Annotated in this window: 19 protein-coding genes; 10 read left to right on the top strand and 9 right to left on the bottom strand. The window is 52.0% G+C overall.

What is annotated here, in order from left to right; genetic code table 11:
- Window positions 1-17 precede the first annotated feature (17 nt).
- Together mglA and mglC are read left to right on the top strand one after the other, a co-directional pair.
- Window positions 18-1,538, top strand: a complete 1,521-nt coding sequence (mglA, locus tag BEG40_RS04875) for a galactose/methyl galactoside ABC transporter ATP-binding protein MglA (RefSeq protein ID WP_000255012.1) — start codon at window positions 18-20, stop codon at window positions 1,536-1,538.
- Window positions 1,539-1,553: 15 nt separating this feature from the next.
- The gene (gene mglC, locus BEG40_RS04880; protein WP_001275121.1) at window positions 1,554-2,564 is read left to right on the top strand and encodes a galactose/methyl galactoside ABC transporter permease MglC; all 1,011 of its coding nucleotides are present in this window, start codon (window positions 1,554-1,556) and stop codon (window positions 2,562-2,564) included.
- A gap of 126 nt (window positions 2,565-2,690) precedes the next feature.
- On the opposite strand, the gene preA is transcribed toward mglC, so the two are convergent.
- The 8 genes from preA to BEG40_RS04920 all read right to left on the bottom strand — a co-directional run bounded on the left by preA (window position 2,691) and on the right by BEG40_RS04920 (window position 9,712).
- The gene (gene preA, locus BEG40_RS04885; protein WP_000956050.1) at window positions 2,691-3,926 is read right to left on the bottom strand and encodes an NAD-dependent dihydropyrimidine dehydrogenase subunit PreA; all 1,236 of its coding nucleotides are present in this window, start codon (window positions 3,924-3,926) and stop codon (window positions 2,691-2,693) included.
- The gene (locus BEG40_RS04890) at window positions 3,920-5,158 is read right to left on the bottom strand and encodes an NAD(P)-dependent oxidoreductase (RefSeq protein ID WP_105285005.1); all 1,239 of its coding nucleotides are present in this window, start codon (window positions 5,156-5,158) and stop codon (window positions 3,920-3,922) included. The genes preA and BEG40_RS04890 overlap by 7 nt, the downstream gene beginning before the upstream one ends.
- A gap of 263 nt (window positions 5,159-5,421) precedes the next feature.
- On the bottom strand, window positions 5,422-5,661 hold the full coding sequence (locus BEG40_RS04895) for a DUF2542 family protein (RefSeq protein WP_000383083.1): 240 nt from the start codon (window positions 5,659-5,661) through the stop codon (window positions 5,422-5,424).
- Between the two features lie 2 nt (window positions 5,662-5,663).
- Window positions 5,664-6,383, bottom strand: a complete 720-nt coding sequence (gene sanA, locus BEG40_RS04900) for an outer membrane permeability protein SanA (RefSeq protein ID WP_000920075.1) — start codon at window positions 6,381-6,383, stop codon at window positions 5,664-5,666.
- Window positions 6,384-6,567: 184 nt separating this feature from the next.
- Entirely contained in the window at window positions 6,568-7,452 is an 885-nt protein-coding gene (gene cdd / locus BEG40_RS04905) for a cytidine deaminase (RefSeq protein ID WP_105284987.1), read from the bottom strand.
- Between the two features lie 130 nt (window positions 7,453-7,582).
- On the bottom strand, window positions 7,583-8,278 hold the full coding sequence (locus tag BEG40_RS04910; RefSeq protein ID WP_000968208.1) for a CidB/LrgB family autolysis modulator: 696 nt from the start codon (window positions 8,276-8,278) through the stop codon (window positions 7,583-7,585).
- The gene (locus tag BEG40_RS04915) at window positions 8,275-8,673 is read right to left on the bottom strand and encodes a CidA/LrgA family protein (protein WP_001516704.1); all 399 of its coding nucleotides are present in this window, start codon (window positions 8,671-8,673) and stop codon (window positions 8,275-8,277) included. Before BEG40_RS04915 ends, BEG40_RS04910 begins: the two co-directional genes overlap by 4 nt.
- Before the next feature lie 130 nt (window positions 8,674-8,803).
- Complete coding sequence (locus BEG40_RS04920) at window positions 8,804-9,712, bottom strand: LysR substrate-binding domain-containing protein (RefSeq protein ID WP_016231819.1); 909 nt, start codon at window positions 9,710-9,712, stop codon at window positions 8,804-8,806.
- 126 nt (window positions 9,713-9,838) lie between these two features.
- Between BEG40_RS04920 and mhbT the strand changes: the two genes are divergently transcribed.
- The 6 genes from mhbT (at window position 9,839) to dusC (ending at window position 15,824) form a co-directional block, all read left to right on the top strand.
- Complete coding sequence (gene mhbT, locus BEG40_RS04925) at window positions 9,839-11,197, top strand: 3-hydroxybenzoate transporter MhbT (RefSeq protein ID WP_105284988.1); 1,359 nt, start codon at window positions 9,839-9,841, stop codon at window positions 11,195-11,197.
- A gap of 11 nt (window positions 11,198-11,208) precedes the next feature.
- Window positions 11,209-12,237: a gentisate 1,2-dioxygenase gene (gtdA, locus tag BEG40_RS04930; RefSeq protein ID WP_016158615.1), complete on the top strand. Its 1,029-nt coding sequence runs from the start codon at window positions 11,209-11,211 to the stop codon at window positions 12,235-12,237.
- Window positions 12,238-12,252: 15 nt separating this feature from the next.
- Entirely contained in the window at window positions 12,253-12,954 is a 702-nt protein-coding gene (locus tag BEG40_RS04935; RefSeq protein ID WP_105284989.1) for a fumarylacetoacetate hydrolase family protein, read from the top strand.
- 8 nt (window positions 12,955-12,962) lie between these two features.
- Window positions 12,963-13,607 (top strand): maleylacetoacetate isomerase, encoded by a 645-nt coding sequence (gene maiA, locus BEG40_RS04940; RefSeq protein ID WP_105284990.1) that lies wholly within the window; start codon window positions 12,963-12,965, stop codon window positions 13,605-13,607.
- A 14-nt stretch (window positions 13,608-13,621) separates the two neighbouring features.
- Window positions 13,622-14,815 (top strand): 3-hydroxybenzoate 6-monooxygenase, encoded by a 1,194-nt coding sequence (locus tag BEG40_RS04945; protein WP_016158613.1) that lies wholly within the window; start codon window positions 13,622-13,624, stop codon window positions 14,813-14,815.
- 61 nt (window positions 14,816-14,876) lie between these two features.
- Window positions 14,877-15,824, top strand: coding sequence for a tRNA dihydrouridine(16) synthase DusC (gene dusC, locus BEG40_RS04950; RefSeq protein WP_105284991.1), 948 nt, complete (start codon window positions 14,877-14,879; stop codon window positions 15,822-15,824).
- A 371-nt stretch (window positions 15,825-16,195) separates the two neighbouring features.
- Here dusC and yohP read toward each other — a convergent pair whose 3' ends face one another.
- Window positions 16,196-16,279, bottom strand: a complete 84-nt coding sequence (gene yohP / locus BEG40_RS22040; RefSeq protein ID WP_000691708.1) for a small membrane protein YohP — start codon at window positions 16,277-16,279, stop codon at window positions 16,196-16,198.
- Between the two features lie 223 nt (window positions 16,280-16,502).
- Here yohP and mdtQ point away from each other — a divergent pair, with 223 nt between their 5' ends.
- Both mdtQ and BEG40_RS04975 read left to right on the top strand, forming a co-directional pair.
- Entirely contained in the window at window positions 16,503-17,939 is a 1,437-nt protein-coding gene (gene mdtQ, locus BEG40_RS04970) for a multidrug resistance outer membrane protein MdtQ (protein WP_105284992.1), read from the top strand.
- Window positions 17,940-17,991: 52 nt separating this feature from the next.
- Complete coding sequence (locus tag BEG40_RS04975) at window positions 17,992-18,753, top strand: SDR family oxidoreductase (protein ID WP_105284993.1); 762 nt, start codon at window positions 17,992-17,994, stop codon at window positions 18,751-18,753.
- The last annotated feature ends 3 nt before the right edge of the window (window positions 18,754-18,756 follow it).

The raw sequence follows: 18,756 nt of genomic DNA on the forward strand, positions 1-18,756 counted from the left end.
CAACAAGGTAAAATTATATGGTCAGCTCAACGGCTTCGTCTTCCGGGGAATACTTGTTGGAAATGAGCGGTATCAACAAGTCCTTTCCCGGTGTTAAGGCACTTGATAACGTTAATTTAAAAGTCCGGCCACATTCTATCCATGCATTAATGGGAGAAAACGGCGCAGGAAAATCGACATTATTAAAATGCCTGTTTGGTATTTATCAAAAAGACTCCGGCACCATTTTATTCCAGGGTAAAGAGATCGATTTTCATTCTGCCAAAGAAGCACTGGAAAATGGTATTTCGATGGTACACCAGGAGTTAAATCTGGTATTACAACGGTCGGTGATGGACAACATGTGGCTGGGGCGATATCCCACCAAAGGCATGTTTGTCGATCAGGACAAAATGTACCGTGAAACCAAAGCGATTTTTGATGAACTGGATATTGATATCGATCCGCGTGCGCGGGTTGGGACATTATCTGTTTCGCAAATGCAAATGATCGAAATCGCCAAAGCGTTTTCCTATAACGCGAAAATCGTGATTATGGATGAGCCGACTTCTTCGTTAACCGAAAAAGAGGTCAATCATCTGTTCACTATTATTCGTAAATTAAAAGAGCGCGGCTGCGGTATTGTTTATATCTCGCATAAAATGGAAGAAATTTTCCAGTTATGTGATGAAGTCACCGTATTGCGTGACGGTCAGTGGATCGCCACCGAACCGCTGGCAGGGCTGACGATGGACAAGATCATCGCCATGATGGTTGGGCGTTCTCTTAACCAGCGTTTCCCGGACAAACAAAACACGCCAGGCGAAGTGATTCTGGAAGTGCGTAACCTGACGTCGCTGCGCCAGCCTTCCATCCGCGATGTTTCGTTTGATCTGCACAAAGGGGAGATCCTCGGTATTGCCGGTCTGGTGGGAGCGAAACGTACTGATATCGTTGAGACGTTATTTGGTATTCGCGAGAAATCGGCTGGCACCATTACGTTGCACGGCAAAAAGATCAATAACCATAACGCCAACGAAGCTATTAACCACGGATTTGCACTGGTGACCGAAGAGCGCCGCTCGACGGGAATTTATGCCTATCTGGATATTGGTTTTAACTCGTTAATTTCCAATATTCGCAACTACAAAAATAAAGTTGGGTTACTGGATAACTCGCGGATGAAAAGCGATACCCAGTGGGTTATTGATTCAATGCGGGTAAAAACGCCGGGGCATCGAACACAAATTGGTTCGCTCTCCGGCGGTAATCAGCAAAAGGTGATTATTGGTCGCTGGCTGCTAACGCAACCAGAAATATTAATGCTCGATGAACCGACGCGCGGTATTGATGTCGGGGCGAAGTTTGAAATTTATCAGTTAATTGCTGAACTGGCGAAGAAAGGCAAGGGGATTATTATTATCTCCTCAGAAATGCCAGAGTTGTTAGGGATAACAGACCGTATTCTGGTGATGAGCAATGGTCTCGTTTCCGGAATTGTCGATACAAAAACAACAACGCAAAACGAAATTCTGCGTCTTGCGTCTTTGCACCTTTAAGATTAGGGGCTTCCCATGAGTGCGTTAAATAAGAAAAGTTTTCTTACTTACCTGAAAGAGGGCGGTATTTACGTCGTTCTTTTAGTTTTGCTGGCGATTATAATTTTCCAGGATCCTACTTTTTTAAGTCTGTTGAACTTAAGTAATATTCTTACCCAGTCATCGGTACGTATTATTATCGCGCTTGGCGTGGCAGGGTTAATTGTCACCCAGGGAACCGACCTTTCTGCCGGGCGCCAGGTAGGGCTGGCAGCGGTGGTGGCAGCGACGTTATTGCAGTCGATGGAAAACGCCAACAAAGTGTTCCCGGAAATGGCGACGATGCCGATTGCGCTGGTTATTCTGATTGTCTGTGCCATTGGTGCGGTTATCGGTTTAATCAACGGGCTGATTATCGCTTATCTCAACGTGACGCCGTTCATTACCACGCTCGGCACGATGATTATCGTCTACGGCATTAACTCGCTCTATTACGATTTTGTGGGTGCGTCACCGATTTCCGGTTTTGATAGCGGTTTCTCCACCTTTGCCCAGGGCTTTATTGCATTGGGGAGTTTCCGGCTCTCTTACATCACCTTCTACGCGCTGATTGCCGTGGCGTTCGTTTGGGTACTGTGGAACAAAACCCGCTTCGGTAAGAACATTTTTGCTATCGGCGGTAACCCGGAAGCGGCGAAGGTTTCTGGTGTCAACGTCGGCCTGAATCTGCTGATGATTTATGCGCTGTCTGGTGTGTTCTATGCCTTCGGCGGAATGTTAGAAGCCGGACGTATCGGCTCAGCGACTAACAACCTCGGCTTTATGTATGAGCTGGATGCTATCGCGGCGTGCGTGGTGGGCGGCGTATCGTTCAGCGGCGGTGTGGGGACGGTGATTGGCGTGGTGACCGGGGTAATTATCTTTACGGTCATCAACTATGGCCTGACGTACATCGGCGTAAACCCATACTGGCAGTACATCATCAAAGGGGCGATTATTATCTTCGCCGTGGCGCTGGATTCACTGAAATACGCGCGTAAGAAGTGATATGAATGTGGCTCGCATTCGGTCATAAATGCACATAACATCATGATTTGTGTTGTTTTGTAGGCCGGATAAGGCGTTCACGCCGCATCCGGCGACAGGAGCCAAATGCCGGATGCGTCTCTGGTTCTACAACGTTACCGGGTGTTCTTTTTCTCCTTTCTTAAACTTCACTTCCCCGAGATCAATACAACCCACCGGACAGACATGACCGCAAAGCAGACAACCGACGCACTTCTCGGTATTACAGTGCGGCGTGCGCGATTTATCATCCCATTCCATCGCCTGATGCCCACCGTCGTAGCAGGAAATATAACAGCGCCCACAGCCGACACATTTATCAAGATTAATATGGGGATAGACGATATAACTGCGGTCTAAATCTTCCGCCGGGACAATATTATGATTCGCCAGGCCAACCATCTCCTGCAATGAATCAAACCCCTGATCGGCAAGATAATGCGACAACCCGCTCGCCATATCTTCCACAATGCGATAACCGTACTGCATGATGCCTGTGGTCACCTGTAACGTTGCCGCACCGAGTAATAAAAACTCCGCTGCATCTTCCCAGGTCTCAATACCACCGATACCGCTAATCGGGAAATCACGCAGTTCCGGATGGGTACGCATTTGCTGAATAAAGCGCAGGGCGATTGGTTTCACCGCTTTACCGGAATAACCGGAAATACTCGATTTACCGTTGACGATCGGCATACCAATTTTCTGATTCAGATCGATATTGGTGATGGATTTGACGGTGTTAATCGCCGCAATGCCATCTGCGCCGCCGCGTTTCGCCGCCAGCGCCACTTCGCACATATCACCGATATTCGGCGTCATCTTCGCCAGCATTGGCAGCGTGGAACCGCGTTTCACCGCACGACAATATTTTTCTACCAGTTCCGGACTTTGCCCGACATCGCTCCCCATCGCATGAGAGGTCATCTGCGGGCAGGAGAAATTACATTCGATCATATCGGCGCCTGCTTTTTGCACCAGACGCGCCAGATCCTCCCATTGTTGCTCATTTTCCCCCATGATCGAGGCGATCAGCACCTTGTCAGGGTAATCTTCTTTCAACCGACGCAGAGCGGCCAGATTTTCCTCCAGGGGATGTTCGGCAATCTGCTCCATGTTTTTGAAGCCAATAAAACCGGTATCTTCTTTCACCAGATGATCAAAACGAGGCGAAACTTCGTTAGCGATAAAAAAGCCGATCGTTTTGAACACCACGCCGCCCCAGCCGGTGTCGTAGGCTTTGGCGCACATCTCGTAGCAGTTGCCTACCGGCGAAGAAGAGAGGCAGAACGGGTTGGGAAACTTCACGCCGCAAAAGGTAATAGAAAGATCTTTCGTTAACATGAGCAAGCTCCCTCTAAATAGTGATGAATCGCCTCGGCGGCTTCTTTCCCGGTCTTCACGGCATAAACCACGGTTTTGTCGCCCTCAACAATATCGCCAGCGGCAAACAGTTGTGGGTCGCGAGTCTGGTAATTTTTCGTTTCGATGATGTTGCGCTTCGGCTCCAGCGCCGCAAAAGCGGTAAGTTCGGCATGTTGACCGACGGCGAGAATAATTTTGTCCGCTGCCATTGTCAGTTCGCCCGGCAAACGAACATGTTTAAAGGTAACTTTATTGCCCTCTACCGCCACTGGCGTAAAGCCATCAATAATCGATACCCCCAATTTCTGGGCGCTGGTGAACTCTTTCTTGCTTGCCGGAAATTCATCTAACTCTTCGCGCGCTACACAGGTCACCGCCTGGCAGCCGAGAACTTTCAGCGTGCTGGCAACGTCCATCGCGACATCGCCGCCGCCAATAATTAATGCGCTTTGCGGGATGCTGATATCGCCTTGTGCCTGACGCGCGCGTTGCAGGAAATCGACGGCGATCTCAACGTCGCTATGCTCAAACAGCGGCAGCCGAGAACCGCTCGATAACCCCACGGTGACCAGCACTGCGCGGTTTTCTGCTTTCAGTTGTTCCAGCGAAAGCGTTTTGCCAATTTCACAGTTGCACTTAATGGCTACACCCATTTTTTCGATGCGAGCGATTTCCGCATCCAGCACCGACTGCGGCAAACGAAATTGCGGAATACCGTTACACAACCAGCCACCGGGTTGCGCTCCTTTTTCATAAATTGTGACGTCGTAACCCAGATTGGTCAGCGTCACGCTGGCTTGTAATCCGGCTGGGCCTGCACCAATAATCGCGACTTTACCGCGCGTCTTGCTGCCCGGTTGATAAATCTCCATTCCGGTTTGTTGTTCAAAATCAGTAACAAAACGTTGTAAGCGACCAATATCAATGGGGTCATCGACACCCGCACGGGTACAACCGCTCTGGCATAATTTTTCCGTAGGGCACACTCTGGCGCAAACGGCACCAAGGGCATTATTTTCGCGAATTGTCTCGGCAGCACCTTTAAAATTACGAAAATAGATTGAGCGAATAAATTTCCCCGGATCGGTTTGCGCCGGGCAAGCCTGGCTGCAGGGCGCGTCGTGACATAATAAACAGCGGGAGGCTTCTTTAATCGCCAGTAAAGGCGTAAAAGCCGGAGTGAGTTCATCCAGATAATTTTGTTGCGGCATGTGATCTTCCTTAATGCTATGGGTAATTAAGGCGAACGCCTGTTTTACCCGCAATACTTCAAGTGGCATGTGCTGCGACATCGCACCTTTCTGCAACTCAAATTATTTTGGGTAAATATAACGTACTAATATTAAGGCTAAGCGTGCGGGGGAATTTAAACTGTGAAAAGATTCACAAATAGCTGCGGTTCAGAATGTTATATCCGCAGCCTGTGGGTGAACTAATAATTATTCTCAATAATAAACAAGAGGAAGAAATAATATTATCGGTAAAAAATAAGATAAATAATCATGCCGATGGATAAAAGTCCGAAGCCGCTATATGCCACTATATAAGCGAAGAAGAGTCCGGGATTTTTGTCACGCCAGACATACACCGGTTCCAGGGAATTTTTAACCCGTTTATCAATTGCGCCAGCACGCCAGCCTTTCCAGGCTTCGCGAAAACAAAATACAGGGATCAGGAAAAAAACGGCAATGACAAAAAACTGCTGAACATCCATAACTACTTTCCTTGTTTCTTTTCTAATTCAAGTAATTGTTCGGGGGTAACGGCCGGATACCCCTGCGCATCTTCCGGCACCTGGTGCATTGCCGGAATTGGAACCAGCGGACCTAAAAAGCGTGGCTCACGTTTAAAGATATAAAGATCAGCCAGAGCGCCGAAACGAGCGGCAAATTCACGAATACGTACCGACCACATATCTTTGGGTGATGGTACGGCATAACACTGCGCCTGAATACCCATATGCAGAGCGATAAATAATGCCCGCTCACAGTGGAAACGCTGAGTGATAATAATGAAGTCGTTAGTATCGAACACTTTGCGCGTGCGTACGATAGAGTCGAGGGTTCGAAAACCTGCGTAGTCGAGAACAATATCAGCCGGATCAACACCAGCGGCAATTAAATCTTTGCGCATGGTCATCGGTTCGTTATAACTCTGCAACGCGTTATCGCCGCTAAGTAATAGATAATTCACCTTACCGCTGTTATAGGCATTTATTGCGCCCTGAATACGGTAGCGGTAATACTGATTAATTACCCCGGTGCGATAATACTTCGCGGTGCCAAGTACCACGCCGACCTGGCGGTAGGGGAGATCCTGTAACTCGTCGTAGATATAAGGCGCAGTTTTCCAGCTCATCCAGCGATCGAGGCCGAGCACAGTCAACAGCAGCAAGCCGATCAGGACTAACAGGCTGTAAAACACGCGCTTTAACATGCAGAAAACTCGATCTTGGGGAATTTCAATCAGGCTACTTTACCTGCGGGCTTTGCGCAAGAAACGGCAAACTGTTTGCCGGGATTTTCGACACCAGGATAAGTTGGCAAGCCTGATGCGACGCTTATCAGTGTGCCAGACCTGTAGGCCGGACAAGGCGTTCACGCCGCATCCGGCACCAGGCTTAAGCGAGAAGAACGTGGTCGATATTGTTGCAGCCGAGAGCTTTCAGCGTTGCGGAGGTTGCATCCCACTGAATCAACGGCGCATCGGCTTTTTCTGCCAGAATCGCGCGCTGAATATCCGGGTAGTCATAACCCTTGAGATTCAACAGAATTAACGCTCCTTGTAATGGCGGCAGAGTCGGGTTGAACGCCGCGTTTTCAGCGTAGCTGCCGCTGAAAATACGACCGTCTTTACATTCCAGCGCCACGCCGCTTGGGGACTTGCTGTAAGGCATGTGTGAACGGTTTGCCGCTGCAATTGCCGCCTGAGAAAGCGCATCGCCGGTCAGTGCAAAGCCGTGATCCTGCTCATCCATCAGCAGCGTTTTAATCTCCAGATCTTTCGGCCCAAAAGCATCCGGCAGATAGTCACGCAGCGCGTGCGCTTCGCGACCCGGTAGATGAATACGCAGATCCAGACCGCTATTCAGTTCATTCATAAACTGACGGCAGTGACCGCAAGGCGTGTAGTTAACGGTGATAGCGGCGAGTGCTTTCTCACCGCTCAACCAGGCGTGGCTGATAGCACTTTGTTCGGCATGAACGGTTTGCTGCATTGTCGCGCCAATAAATTCCATATTGGCACCAAAATACCAGGTTCCACTCACGCCGCGCGCAATAGCGCCAACATTAAAATTCGACAATGGCGTGCGGGCACAGGCCGCCGCCAGCGGCAGCAGTGCGAAAGCCAGCGCGTCTTCGTCCAGCCCCGTTGCGCTCTTCAGCGAAGAGACCTGCTCTTTGGTCAACAACGCGGGAAAATACTTGTCTGCCAGAATGGGTTCCAGTGCAGATTGCAAGTTATCCGCAAGTTGGGCAAAAGCAGTTTGAAAACGTGGATGCATGGCGTTGCCTCATAATCATGTAATGGAATAACAGTTTACGAACCCGTTATGCCTTTATATGTGATCTGAATCTCATTAATTATGCAACGCGTGAAACTTACATCAAAAATGCGCGACGCATCGCAAAATTTTAGCCCATTACAGCCAGAATTATCGGGAAAAGGAACGGTGCGATCAGCGAGGTAATAATCCCGCACAGCACCAGTGCCAGCGAACTAAATGCGCCTTCCTGATAATCCAGCTCGGCACAGCGTGCCGTACCGAGGGCGTGTGAGGCCGTCCCCATCGCCAGACCGCGCGCCGCTTTGGTGCGAATACGCATCGCATTAAGCAATGTATGACCAAACACCGCGCCCAGAATACCGACGAAAATGACGCAAACTGCGCTAATTGCAGGGATACCGCCAATACTGCCGCCAACCGCCATCGCAATTGGCGTAGTCACCGATTTCGGCAGGATTGACGCGGCGATTTCCGGTGAAGCGCCCATCAGCAATGCCACGGACGTGCCTGTCACCATCGCGACCACGCTGCCGATAAAGCAAATGGTGATGATCGACTTCCAGCGCGCGCGGATCTGATGCAGCTGTTCATATAAAGGATAGGCCAGCGCCACCACCGCCGGTTGCAGCAGATCGTTTAAAACCTCACTCCCTTTAAAATAGCTGTCGTAAGAGATACCGGTCAGCATTAAAAAAGGAATGATCACCACCATTGCCACCAGCAACGGGTTGAGCAATGGAAATTTATACCGCGCTGCCAGTTTGCGGGCGGCAAAAAAGACAATCAATGTCAGCGGTAATGACCACCAGATATTCGCCATCATTTCTCTGATCCTTTCTGACCTATGACTTTACGTTCACCGTGTACCAGGTGCGAACTCCAGCTCACCACCAGAAAAACTACCAGCGTACTAATGGCACAGGAAACCACTACCGGGCCAAACTGTGCGCGTAGCAAATCAAAATATTGCATAACGCCTACGCCAATCGGCACAAACAATAGCGCCATATAGCGAATCAGTACGTAGCACCCCGGATTGACCCACTTCGCCGGAAGAATTTGCAAGGCCAGCAGGACAAAGAGGATCAGCATCCCGATGATGCTGCCCGGAATGGTTACCGGTAGCAGGGAAGCAATGAAAATGCCTGCATACAGGCAGGCATAAATAAGGACAAAAGCGCGTAAATATTGCCAGATAATGTTCAGTGTCTTACTCATGATCAACACCCCAGATGAGATGGATTCATCATACAATTAATCTGTAAAACGTGCTACCGATCACATCATGAAATCTGAGCATAGTTGAATTACAGGAGACGGAGATCGGGCAAGCGCCCAATTCAGAGGTCTAATTCTGGTTCAAAAAGTGCAGAAACCGACTTAGCGCACGGGAGGGCGTTTCGTTATTACGCCAGAACACGCCGACGCTGCCTTTCTGTTCTATCTTCGGCAGATTCAGGATCACCAGTTGCCCCTGACTGGCATAGCGTTGCGCCAGACGTAAAGAGAGTATAGAAATCATGTCGCTGCTTTGTAGCAGGTTGGTGCTGACGTTCATTGATGCCGATTCAATAGTGTTTTCTGGCAGCATCACGCCATGTTCTACCAGCGCATTATCAATACTGAGACGAATAGGTGTCCCGGTCGGCCAGACTATCCAGCGCCAGTTAGCCAGATCATTCCAGCCAAGAGTGGCATATTTCGCCAGTGGATGGTTCGGGCGAGCGACAAAGCACACAGGCTCGGTGTAGAGCACCTGATAATTCAGCGGCAGTTGCAGCGCACGACCACCAATACGACCAACCACTACATCCACAGAACCTGCCAGCAGGTCTTGCAGTAATGGCGTCATCACCTTCTCTTCGATATTCAGGTGCAGCGTCGGCATCTCTTGTAGCAAATGCAAAATCGCCTGGGATACGCAGTCAGTGGCGACAGGAGAACAACCTATTTTCAGACTGCCGACCAGTCCGCCTTGTTTAAAGCGCGCCAGTTCATGCTGCGATCGCTCCATGTCGTTGATTAACCGTTGAGCATGTTGCAGTAACAATTTGCCGCCTTCGGTTGGACGTAGCCCTTTGCTGTGCCGCTCAAAGAGTGTGAGGCCGATCTCATCTTCGAGTTGTGACAGCCATTTCGACAGCGCAGGCTGGGTGATATTCATCATCCGCGCTACATGGGTCAGATTGCCTTGTTCGCCCAGCGCCACCAGCATTTGCAGGTGATGAAGTTTTAATTTCTGCGCCCAGTTTGCCATTTGCCATAACCTCCAGGTTATCTCTCTGCCGAAAATGCCATTGTACATTTCATCTCTTTAATTACAATGTCGCAACATATACAAAACAATAGAAACATCTACCTTACCTGCACTGAGGCATTCACTATGACTCAACGACGTGATTTACAAGCACTGATCGATGCCGCTCCGGTCGGCAAGATGCAGTGGCGCGTTATCATCTGCTGTTTTCTGGTGGTAATGCTCGATGGTTTTGACACGGCGGCTATCGGCTTTATCGCTCCCGATATTCGTACTCACTGGCAACTCTCCGCAGGCGATCTCGCGCCGCTGTTTGGTGCGGGTCTGTTGGGATTAACCGCAGGCGCACTGCTTTGCGGCCCGTTGTCCGATCGCTTTGGGCGCAAACGGGTCATTGAGTTGTGCGTCTTTTTATTTGGTGCGCTAAGTCTTGCCTCTGCTTTTTCACCAGATCTGCAAACACTGGTAATCCTGCGCTTTCTCACTGGGTTAGGGCTTGGCGGCGCAATGCCGAATACCATCACCATGACGTCGGAATATCTGCCAGCTCGTCGTCGCGGCGCGCTGGTAACGCTGATGTTTTGCGGTTTCACGCTGGGGTCAGCCTTTGGCGGGATTGTCAGCGCACAACTGGTGCCGGTGATTGGCTGGCACGGCATTCTGGTGCTGGGAGGCGTATTACCGCTGATTTTATTTGTCGCGCTGCTGGTGGTTTTGCCGGAATCGCCTCGCTGGCAGGTGCGCCGCCAGTTACCGCAGGCGGTAATTGCAAAAACCGTGAGTGCCATGACTCGCGAGCGTTATGTCGATACCCACTTTTATCTCAATGAACCAGCAGCTATTGCCAAAGGCAGCATTCGCCAGTTGTTTGCCGGGCGTCAGTTAACCATCACGTTGATGCTGTGGGTCGTTTTCTTTATGAGCCTGCTGATCATTTACCTGCTCTCAAGCTGGATGCCGACGCTGCTTAACCATCGTGGTATCGACCTGCAACATGCGTCCTGGGTCACCGCCGCATTCCAGATTGGCGGCACGTTGGGCGCGCTGGCTCTGGGCGTACTAATGGATAAATTCAATCCTTTCCGCGTGTTGGCTGTGAGCTATGCCCTAGGCGTTGTATGCATCGTGATGATTGGCCTAAGCCAGGACGGATTATGGCTGATGGCACTGGCTGTCTTTGGCACTGGCATTGGCATCAGCGGATCGCAAGTGGGGCTGAACGCGCTGACCGCCACGCTCTACCCAACGCAAAGCCGCGCCACGGGCGTGAGCTGGTCAAACGCCGTCGGCCGCTGCGGTGCGATTGTCGGTTCGCTTTCTGGCGGCGTGATGATGGCGATGAATTTCTCTTTCGACACTCTGTTTTTCATTATCGCTGTGCCTGCGGCGATCAGTGCGGTGATGTTAACGCTGCTGATTACCGTCGTTCGCCAGTCGACCTCTGTCCCTGACTCACTGCCTCGCGCAGGCGTTGTGAACGAATAAGGAGCATCTCAATGACTGATAACAATCAAAATAGCCGCGAGCAATTTTATCAGCATATTTCCGGGCAAAACCTGACCCCGCTGTGGGAGTCGTTGCACCATCTGGTGCCGAAAACGCCCAACGCTAATTGTGCGCCAGCGTACTGGAATTATCAGGAGATCCGCCCGTTGTTGCTGGAGAGCGGCAGCCTGATTGGCGCGAAAGAGGCGGTGCGTCGCGTACTGGTGCTGGAAAACCCGGCGCTGCGCGGTCAGTCCTCCATTACCGCCACCTTGTATGCCGGTTTGCAACTGATCATGCCAGGCGAAGTGGCACCAAGCCATCGTCATAACCAGTCGGCGCTGCGTTTTATTGTTGAAGGTAAAGGCGCATTTACCGCCGTTGATGGCGAACGCACGCCAATGAATGAGGGCGATTTTATCCTGACCCCGCAGTGGCGCTGGCATGATCACGGTAATCCTGGCGACGAACCGGTTATCTGGCTCGATGGACTGGATCTGCCATTAGTGAACACTCTGGGCTGCGGTTTTGCCGAAGATTACCCGGAAGAGCAACAACCGGTAACGCGCAAAGAGGGGGATTACCTGCCGCGTTATGCCGCCAATATGTTGCCGCTGCGCCATCAGACGGGGAACTCTTCGCCGATCTTTAACTATCGTTATGACCGCAGCCGCGAAGTGCTGCACGATTTAACCCGCCTGGGCGATGCCGATGAGTGGGATGGCTACAAAATGCGCTACGTAAATCCGGTCACCGGCGGGTATCCGATGCCGTCGATGGGCGCTTTCCTGCAACTGTTGCCGAAAGGGTTCGCCTCCCGCGTGGCGCGTACTACTGACAGCACCATCTACCACGTGGTGGAGGGCGGCGGGCAGGTCACTATCGGCAATGAAACCTTCACCTTTACCGCAAAAGATATCTTCGTGGTGCCGACCTGGCACGGCGTGTCGTTCCAGACCACGCAAGATACCGTTTTATTTAGTTTTTCGGACAGACCGGTACAAGAAGCCCTGGGGCTGTTCCGCGAAGCGCGTTATTAATTTGGGAGAGAAAAAATGACTCAATACGTATTCGAACCGCAAGCGCCCGTTACCGTACCGGTTGTTGGCAGTGATGAACAATTCCCCGTGCGCCGCGTTTACTGCGTCGGGCGTAACTATGCTGCCCACGCCCGCGAAATGGGCTTCGATCCGGATCGTGAACCGCCATTCTTCTTCTGCAAACCAGCGGATGCCGTTGTTCCGGTTGCCGCTGGCGAAATGCTGGCGCTGCCGTATCCGGCGCAGACCGATAACTACCATTATGAAATTGAGCTGGTAGTGGCAATTGGTAAAAAGGGCAGCGATATCCCGCTGGAAAACGCCCATGAATATGTCTGGGGTTATGCCACGGGGCTTGATATGACTCGTCGCGATCGTCAAATGGAGATGCGCCAGATGGGGCGTCCGTGGGAAATTGGTAAAGCGTTTGATCTCTCTGCGCCCATCGCGCCGCTGCACAAAGCCAGCGAAACCGGCGGTATTGATAACGCGCCAATCTGGTTACAGGTTAACGGCGAAGATCATCAGCGCAGCGATATTCGTCATCTCATCTGGTCAGTGAATGAAACCATCAGCTACCTGTCCGGCTTCTTTGAACTGCAACCGGGCGATCTGATCTTCACCGGCACGCCGGAAGGTGTTGGCCCGGTGGTGAAAGGTGATGTGATCACGGGCAACGTTGAGGGTTTAACCCCTATCGCGGTGAAGATTGTCTGAGGTGCAAGATGAAGCTGTACAGTTTTTTTAATAGTTCAGCGTCGTACCGGGTACGCATTGCGCTGGCGCTGAAGGGCATTGATTACCAGACCGAAGGGGTGAATATCCGTATTGGTCAGCAAAACGAACTGGTCTACCGACGGATGAATCCGGTCGGGCTGGTGCCGACGCTGCTGACCGATGATGGCGAGTCACTCGGTCAATCGCTGGCGATAATTGACTGGCTGGATCGTCATTACCCGCAAGTTCCGCTGTTACCGCAGGAAGAACCGGCTCGCAACAAGGTGCTGGAAATTGTCTATGCCATCGCTTGCGACATTCATCCTCTGAATAACCTGCGCGTGCTGCGCTACCTGACCGAAGAACTGAACGTCAGTGAAGAAGAGAAAAAACGCTGGTATGCGCACTGGATCCAGCAAGGGTTAAGCGCGGTGGAACAACTGCTGCGCCAGAGCCAGTCGGGACAATTTTGCGTGGGCGAGACGCCGACGCTGGCAGACTGCTGCCTTGTCCCACAATGGGCAAATGCGTTACGCATGAACTGCGACCTGAGTGCATATCCGCGCTGTAAAGCAGTGTACGACGCCTGCACGCAGCTGCCAGCGTTCATCGCTGCCGCACCAGAAAATCAACAAGATAAAATTTCAGCCTGACCAGGAGAACCATAATGACGAAAGTGACACGCGCAGTAATTGTGGGAGGCGGGATCGGCGGTGCGGCAACTGCGCTGTCACTGGCCCGCCAGGGGATCAAAGTGGTGCTGCTGGAAAAGGCGCATGAGATTGGTGAGATTGGCGCGGGCATCCAGCTGGGGCCGAACGCGTTTTCGGCGCTGGACAGCCTTGGCGTCGGCGAAATTGCCCGTCAGCGCGCGGTGTTTACCGATCACATCACTATGATGGACGCGGTAAACGCCGAAGAAGTGGTGCGCATTGATACCGGTCAGGCCTTTCGTGACCATTTCGGCGGCCCTTATGCGGTGATCCACCGCGTTGATATTCATGCCTCGGTGTGGGAAGCGGTACTGACCCACCCGGACGTCGAATATCACACCTCTACTAACGTCGTGGATATTCGCGAGACGCCGGACGATGTTACCGTTTTCGACGATCGCGGCAATAGCTGGAGCGGCGATATTCTGATTGGCTGTGATGGCGTGAAGTCAGTGGTGCGTCAGAGCTTATTAGGTGATGTGCCGCGCGTTACCGGGCATGTGGTCTACCGTGCGGTTATCGATTGTGCCGATATGCCGGAAGATTTGCGTATTAACGCACCGGTACTGTGGGCGGGGCCGCACTGTCACCTGGTGCATTACCCTTTGCGCGGCGGCAAGCAGTATAACCTGGTGGTAACATTCCACAGTCGCCAGCAGGAAGAGTGGGGCGTGAAGGATGGCAGTAAAGAGGAAGTGCTTTCCTATTTTGAAGGCATTCATCCACGCCCGCGCCAGATGCTGGATAAACCGACCTCATGGCGACGCTGGTCAACTGCCGATCGCGAACCGGTGGCGAAGTGGGGAACGAAGCGCATAACGCTGGTGGGCGATGCGGCGCATCCGGTGGCGCAATATATGGCGCAGGGGGCCTGTATGGCACTGGAAGACGCGGTAACGCTCGGTAAGGCGCTGGCAGAATGTGACGGCGATGCGGCACAAGCCTTTGCGCTGTATGAGTCGGTACGTATTCCACGCACCGCGCGCATCGTCTGGTCGACACGTGAAATGGGGCGGGTATACCACGCTGCGGGAGTAGAACGGCAGGTGCGTAATCTGCTGTGGAAAGGGAAATCGCAGGCAGAGTTTTATCGCGGCATGGAGTGGCTGTACGGCTGGAAAGAAGATAACTGTCTGCAACCACGCTGAGCACTTTAATCCGCAGACCGGAGGCGCTACCATAGCGCCTCATTTTTTTGCGGGTGATGATATGCGTGTACTACTGGCGCCGATGGAGGGTGTGCTTGACTCTCTGGTGCGTGAATTGTTGACCGAAGTTAACGACTACGATCTGTGCATCACCGAATTTGTCCGCGTGGTCGATCAACTGCTGCCGGTAAAAGTCTTTCATCGCATTTGCCCTGAACTACAAAATGCCAGTCGAACGCCATCCGGTACGCTGGTGCGGGTACAACTGCTGGGGCAGTTCCCACAGTGGCTGGCGGAAAATGCTGCTCGTGCGGTGGAGTTAGGTTCCTGGGGCGTGGATCTCAATTGCGGCTGCCCATCGAAAACGGTTAACGGCAGCGGCGGTGGGGCGACGTTACTCAAAGATCCTGAATTCATCTACCAGGGTGCAAAAGCGATGCGCGAAGCTGTACCGGCGCATTTACCCGTCAGTGTGAAAGTGCGGCTTGGCTGGGACAGCGGCGAGAAGAAGTTTGAAATTGCCGATGCTGTTCAACAGGCCGGAGCCACGGAACTGGTGGTGCATGGGCGGACAAAAGAGCAGGGCTACCGTGCGGAGCATATTGACTGGCAGGCGATTGGCGAGATTCGCCAGCGGTTGAATATTCCGGTGATTGCCAACGGTGAAATCTGGGACTGGCAGAGTGCGCAACAATGTATGGCGATCAGCGGCTGCGACGCGGTGATGATTGGGCGCGGGGCGCTGAATATTCCCAACCTGAGCCGGGTGGTTAAATATAACGAACCGCGAATGCCGTGGCCGGAGGTCGTTGCTTTGCTGCAAAAATATACCCGTCTGGAAAAGCAGGGCGATACCGGGCTATATCACGTCGCGCGGATTAAACAGTGGTTGAGTTATTTGCGTAAAGAATACGATGAAGCAACGGAATTATTTCAGCATGTTCGTGTGTTGAATAATTCCACAGATATTGCAAGGGCTATTCAGGCAATTGATATCGAGAAACTCTAAAAACCATAGTGATGTTTTTTGACAATGTGTTAGCTCTTTATCAATAGGCCGCACGGTTATTTGGTGGCGCCAAAATCGCCGAGGCGTTCCCTGGAGGCCGGGGCAGCCCACATGGATGTGGGCTGAGGGCGCGTTTTACAGGGATGTTACCTCGCGCCCGACCCGGTAGCCGTAAGGGATAAGCCGAGGGCACCGCGCAGCGGCGATTTTGTTCGCCAGAGCCCGGGGGTGCAGGGGGCGGCGGCGATTGGCCGCCCCCTGCGCGCTCCTTGCGCCAGTGATTATATGAAGCAATGCACATGACAGGAGCGCAACAGGATGAGAGACTGAAATATTCTTGTTATTTTCGGAACTGATGACATTAATTAATTTTAAAATATCATCTTAAATACGCCAGTCACCACCAGTAGCCCAATCAGGAAAATAATCAATACAGCCCAGAGTATAATTTTCATTGGCGTTCCTTTATTTGTGAGTGCTGAATAAGTATAGGTAAAAATGAAACCCTTTGCCGTTATCCATAAACGATTAAGATAAATCAGATGATATCATTCACTTACTGTATATTTTTCTGAATATGTCGTTTTATTGCTGCTGATGTATTGCCACGCGAAACTAAAAAATACATTGCAACACACGGTAATCTCCGCGCACCTTTTCTTACCTGATTATTCCCCCATGAATCGTGATTCCTTTTATCCAGCTATCGCCTGTTTTCCGCTGTTCCTCATTCTGGCTGGGTGTGCGCCTGTGCACGAAACCCGCCAGGCGTTAAGCCAGCAAACGCCCGCTGCACAAGTTGACAGCGCATTACCCACGGCGCTGAAAAATGGTTGGCCAGACAGTCAGTGGTGGCTGGAATATCACGATAATCAACTCACTTCCTTAATTAATAACGCACTACAGAACGCACCGGATATGCAGGTGGCTGAACAGCGCATTCAACTGGCTGAAGCGCAGGCGAAAGCTGTAGCCACTCAGGATGGCCCGCAGATCGATTTTTCTGCGGATATGGAGCGGCAAAAAATGTCGGCGGAAGGGTTAATGGGGCCGTTTGCCCTGACCGATCCGGCGGCAGGTACTACCGGGCCGTGGTATACCAACGGTACTTTGGGTCTAACGGCGGGCTGGCATCTGGATATCTGGGGAAAAAATCGGGCTGAAGTCACAGCGCGCCTCGGTACGGTTAAAGCACGGGCGGCGGAACGCGAGCAAACCCGCCAATTGCTGGCTGGCAGTGTGGCTCGTCTGTACTGGGAGTGGCAAACCCAGGCGGCGTTAAACACTGTCTTACAGCAAATCGAAAAAGAACAGAACACCATTATCGCGACCGATCGCCAGTTGTATCAGAACGGAATTACCTCTTCGGTTGAAGGTGTGGAAACCGATATCAACGCCAGTAAAACCCGGCAACAGCGCAATGATGTGGCAGGAAAAATGAAAATTATTGAGGCGCGGTTAAATGCGCTGACTAACAGCCAGACGAGCGGTTTAAAGCTGCATCCGGTTGTGCTGCCTGAAGTGACAAGCCAACTTCCTGATGAACTGGGTTATTCCTTGCTGGCACGCCGTGCCGATTTGCAGGCGGCGCACTGGTACGTTGAATCATCCTTAAGTAGCATCGACGCGGCAAAAGCGGCCTTTTATCCCGACATAAACCTGATGGCCTTCCTGCAACAAGATGCGTTGCACTTAAGCGATCTGTTCCGACATTCCGCGCAGCAAATGGGTGTTACGGCAGGCCTGACGCTACCCATTTTCGATAGCGGTCGTCTTAACGCCAACCTCGATATTGCGAAAGCCGAAAGCAACTTGTCTATCGCCAGCTACAACAAAGCGGTGGTTGAGGCGGTGAATGACGTGGCGCGGGCAGCCAGTCAGGTTCAGACACTGGCGGAGAAAAACCAGCATCAGGCGCAAATTGAGCGCGATGCCCTGCGTGTGGTAGGTCTGGCGCAGGCACGCTTTAACGCGGGCATCATTGCTGGTTCCCGCGTCAGCGAAGCCAGAATCCCGGCGCTGCGTGAGCGAGCCAATGGCCTGTTATTGCAAGGGCAGTGGCTGGATGCCTCCATTCAACTCACCGGCGCGCTGGGCGGGGGCTATAAACGCTGATGATATGCGGCTTCTATACTTAACGTTTATTCAGCGTTAAGTGGAGAACTCCATGGCACAGGTCGTGATTATTACTGCCTCCGATTCGGGGATCGGAAAAGAGTGCGCGTTATTACTGGCGCAGCAAGGGTTTGATATTGGCATTACCTGGCACTCAGATGAAGAAGGGGCAAAAGATACCGCGCGTGAAGTGGTTAGCCACGGCGTCCGTGCGGAGATGGTGCAACTGGATCTCGGCAATCTACCAGAAGGTGCGCAGACGCTGGAGAGACTCATTCAACGACTGGGGCGTATTGATGTGCTGGTGAATAACGCGGGAGCGATGACCAAAGCGCCGTTTCTTGATATGGCTTTTGATGAGTGGCGCAAGATTTTTACCGTTGATGTCGATGGCGCATTTTTATGCTCGCAAATTGCTGCCCGCCAGATGGTGAAACAGGGGCAGGGAGGTCGCATCATCAACATTACATCGGTACATGAACATACGCCGCTGCCGGATGCCAGCGCCTACACCGCCGCTAAACATGCACTCGGCGGGTTAACCAAAGCGATGGCGCTGGAACTGGTCAGGCATAAGATTCTGGTGAATGCGGTCGCGCCAGGTGCAATCGCCACGCCGATGAACGGCATGGATGACGGCGACGTGAAGCCCGACGCAGAGCCATCGATTCCCCTGCGGCGTTTCGGCGCAACGCATGAGATTGCCAGCCTGGTAGCCTGGCTATGTTCCGAAGGCGCAAATTACACCACCGGGCAGTCGTTAATTGTCGATGGTGGTTTTATGCTGGCGAATCCGCAGTTTAAGCCGGAGTAGTGC

Origin of the sequence: Escherichia sp. MOD1-EC5495 (assembly GCF_002965965.1) — a bacterium.
In the GTDB taxonomy this organism is placed as follows: domain Bacteria; phylum Pseudomonadota; class Gammaproteobacteria; order Enterobacterales; family Enterobacteriaceae; genus Escherichia; species Escherichia ruysiae.

What these genes read in the sequence shown, in the direction of transcription:
- mglA (WP_000255012.1), top strand. Translation starts at nt 18, where the DNA reads ATGGTCAGCTCAACGGCTTCGTCTTCCGGGGAATACTTGTTGGAAATG.
- BEG40_RS04895 (WP_000383083.1), bottom strand. Translation starts at nt 5,661, where the DNA reads ATGGATGTTCAGCAGTTTTTTGTCATTGCCGTTTTTTTCCTGATCCCT.
- preA (WP_000956050.1), bottom strand. Translation starts at nt 3,926, where the DNA reads ATGTTAACGAAAGATCTTTCTATTACCTTTTGCGGCGTGAAGTTTCCC.
- BEG40_RS04890 (WP_105285005.1), bottom strand. Translation starts at nt 5,158, where the DNA reads ATGCCGCAACAAAATTATCTGGATGAACTCACTCCGGCTTTTACGCCT.
- BEG40_RS04975 (WP_105284993.1), top strand. Translation starts at nt 17,992, where the DNA reads ATGGCACAGGTCGTGATTATTACTGCCTCCGATTCGGGGATCGGAAAA.
- cdd (WP_105284987.1), bottom strand. Translation starts at nt 7,452, where the DNA reads ATGCATCCACGTTTTCAAACTGCTTTTGCCCAACTTGCGGATAACTTG.
- yohP (WP_000691708.1), bottom strand. Translation starts at nt 16,279, where the DNA reads ATGAAAATTATACTCTGGGCTGTATTGATTATTTTCCTGATTGGGCTA.
- mglC (WP_001275121.1), top strand. Translation starts at nt 1,554, where the DNA reads ATGAGTGCGTTAAATAAGAAAAGTTTTCTTACTTACCTGAAAGAGGGC.
- mdtQ (WP_105284992.1), top strand. Translation starts at nt 16,503, where the DNA reads ATGAATCGTGATTCCTTTTATCCAGCTATCGCCTGTTTTCCGCTGTTC.
- maiA (WP_105284990.1), top strand. Translation starts at nt 12,963, where the DNA reads ATGAAGCTGTACAGTTTTTTTAATAGTTCAGCGTCGTACCGGGTACGC.
- BEG40_RS04945 (WP_016158613.1), top strand. Translation starts at nt 13,622, where the DNA reads ATGACGAAAGTGACACGCGCAGTAATTGTGGGAGGCGGGATCGGCGGT.
- BEG40_RS04910 (WP_000968208.1), bottom strand. Translation starts at nt 8,278, where the DNA reads ATGATGGCGAATATCTGGTGGTCATTACCGCTGACATTGATTGTCTTT.
- BEG40_RS04935 (WP_105284989.1), top strand. Translation starts at nt 12,253, where the DNA reads ATGACTCAATACGTATTCGAACCGCAAGCGCCCGTTACCGTACCGGTT.
- BEG40_RS04915 (WP_001516704.1), bottom strand. Translation starts at nt 8,673, where the DNA reads ATGAGTAAGACACTGAACATTATCTGGCAATATTTACGCGCTTTTGTC.
- dusC (WP_105284991.1), top strand. Translation starts at nt 14,877, where the DNA reads ATGCGTGTACTACTGGCGCCGATGGAGGGTGTGCTTGACTCTCTGGTG.
- BEG40_RS04920 (WP_016231819.1), bottom strand. Translation starts at nt 9,712, where the DNA reads ATGGCAAACTGGGCGCAGAAATTAAAACTTCATCACCTGCAAATGCTG.
- gtdA (WP_016158615.1), top strand. Translation starts at nt 11,209, where the DNA reads ATGACTGATAACAATCAAAATAGCCGCGAGCAATTTTATCAGCATATT.
- sanA (WP_000920075.1), bottom strand. Translation starts at nt 6,383, where the DNA reads ATGTTAAAGCGCGTGTTTTACAGCCTGTTAGTCCTGATCGGCTTGCTG.
- mhbT (WP_105284988.1), top strand. Translation starts at nt 9,839, where the DNA reads ATGACTCAACGACGTGATTTACAAGCACTGATCGATGCCGCTCCGGTC.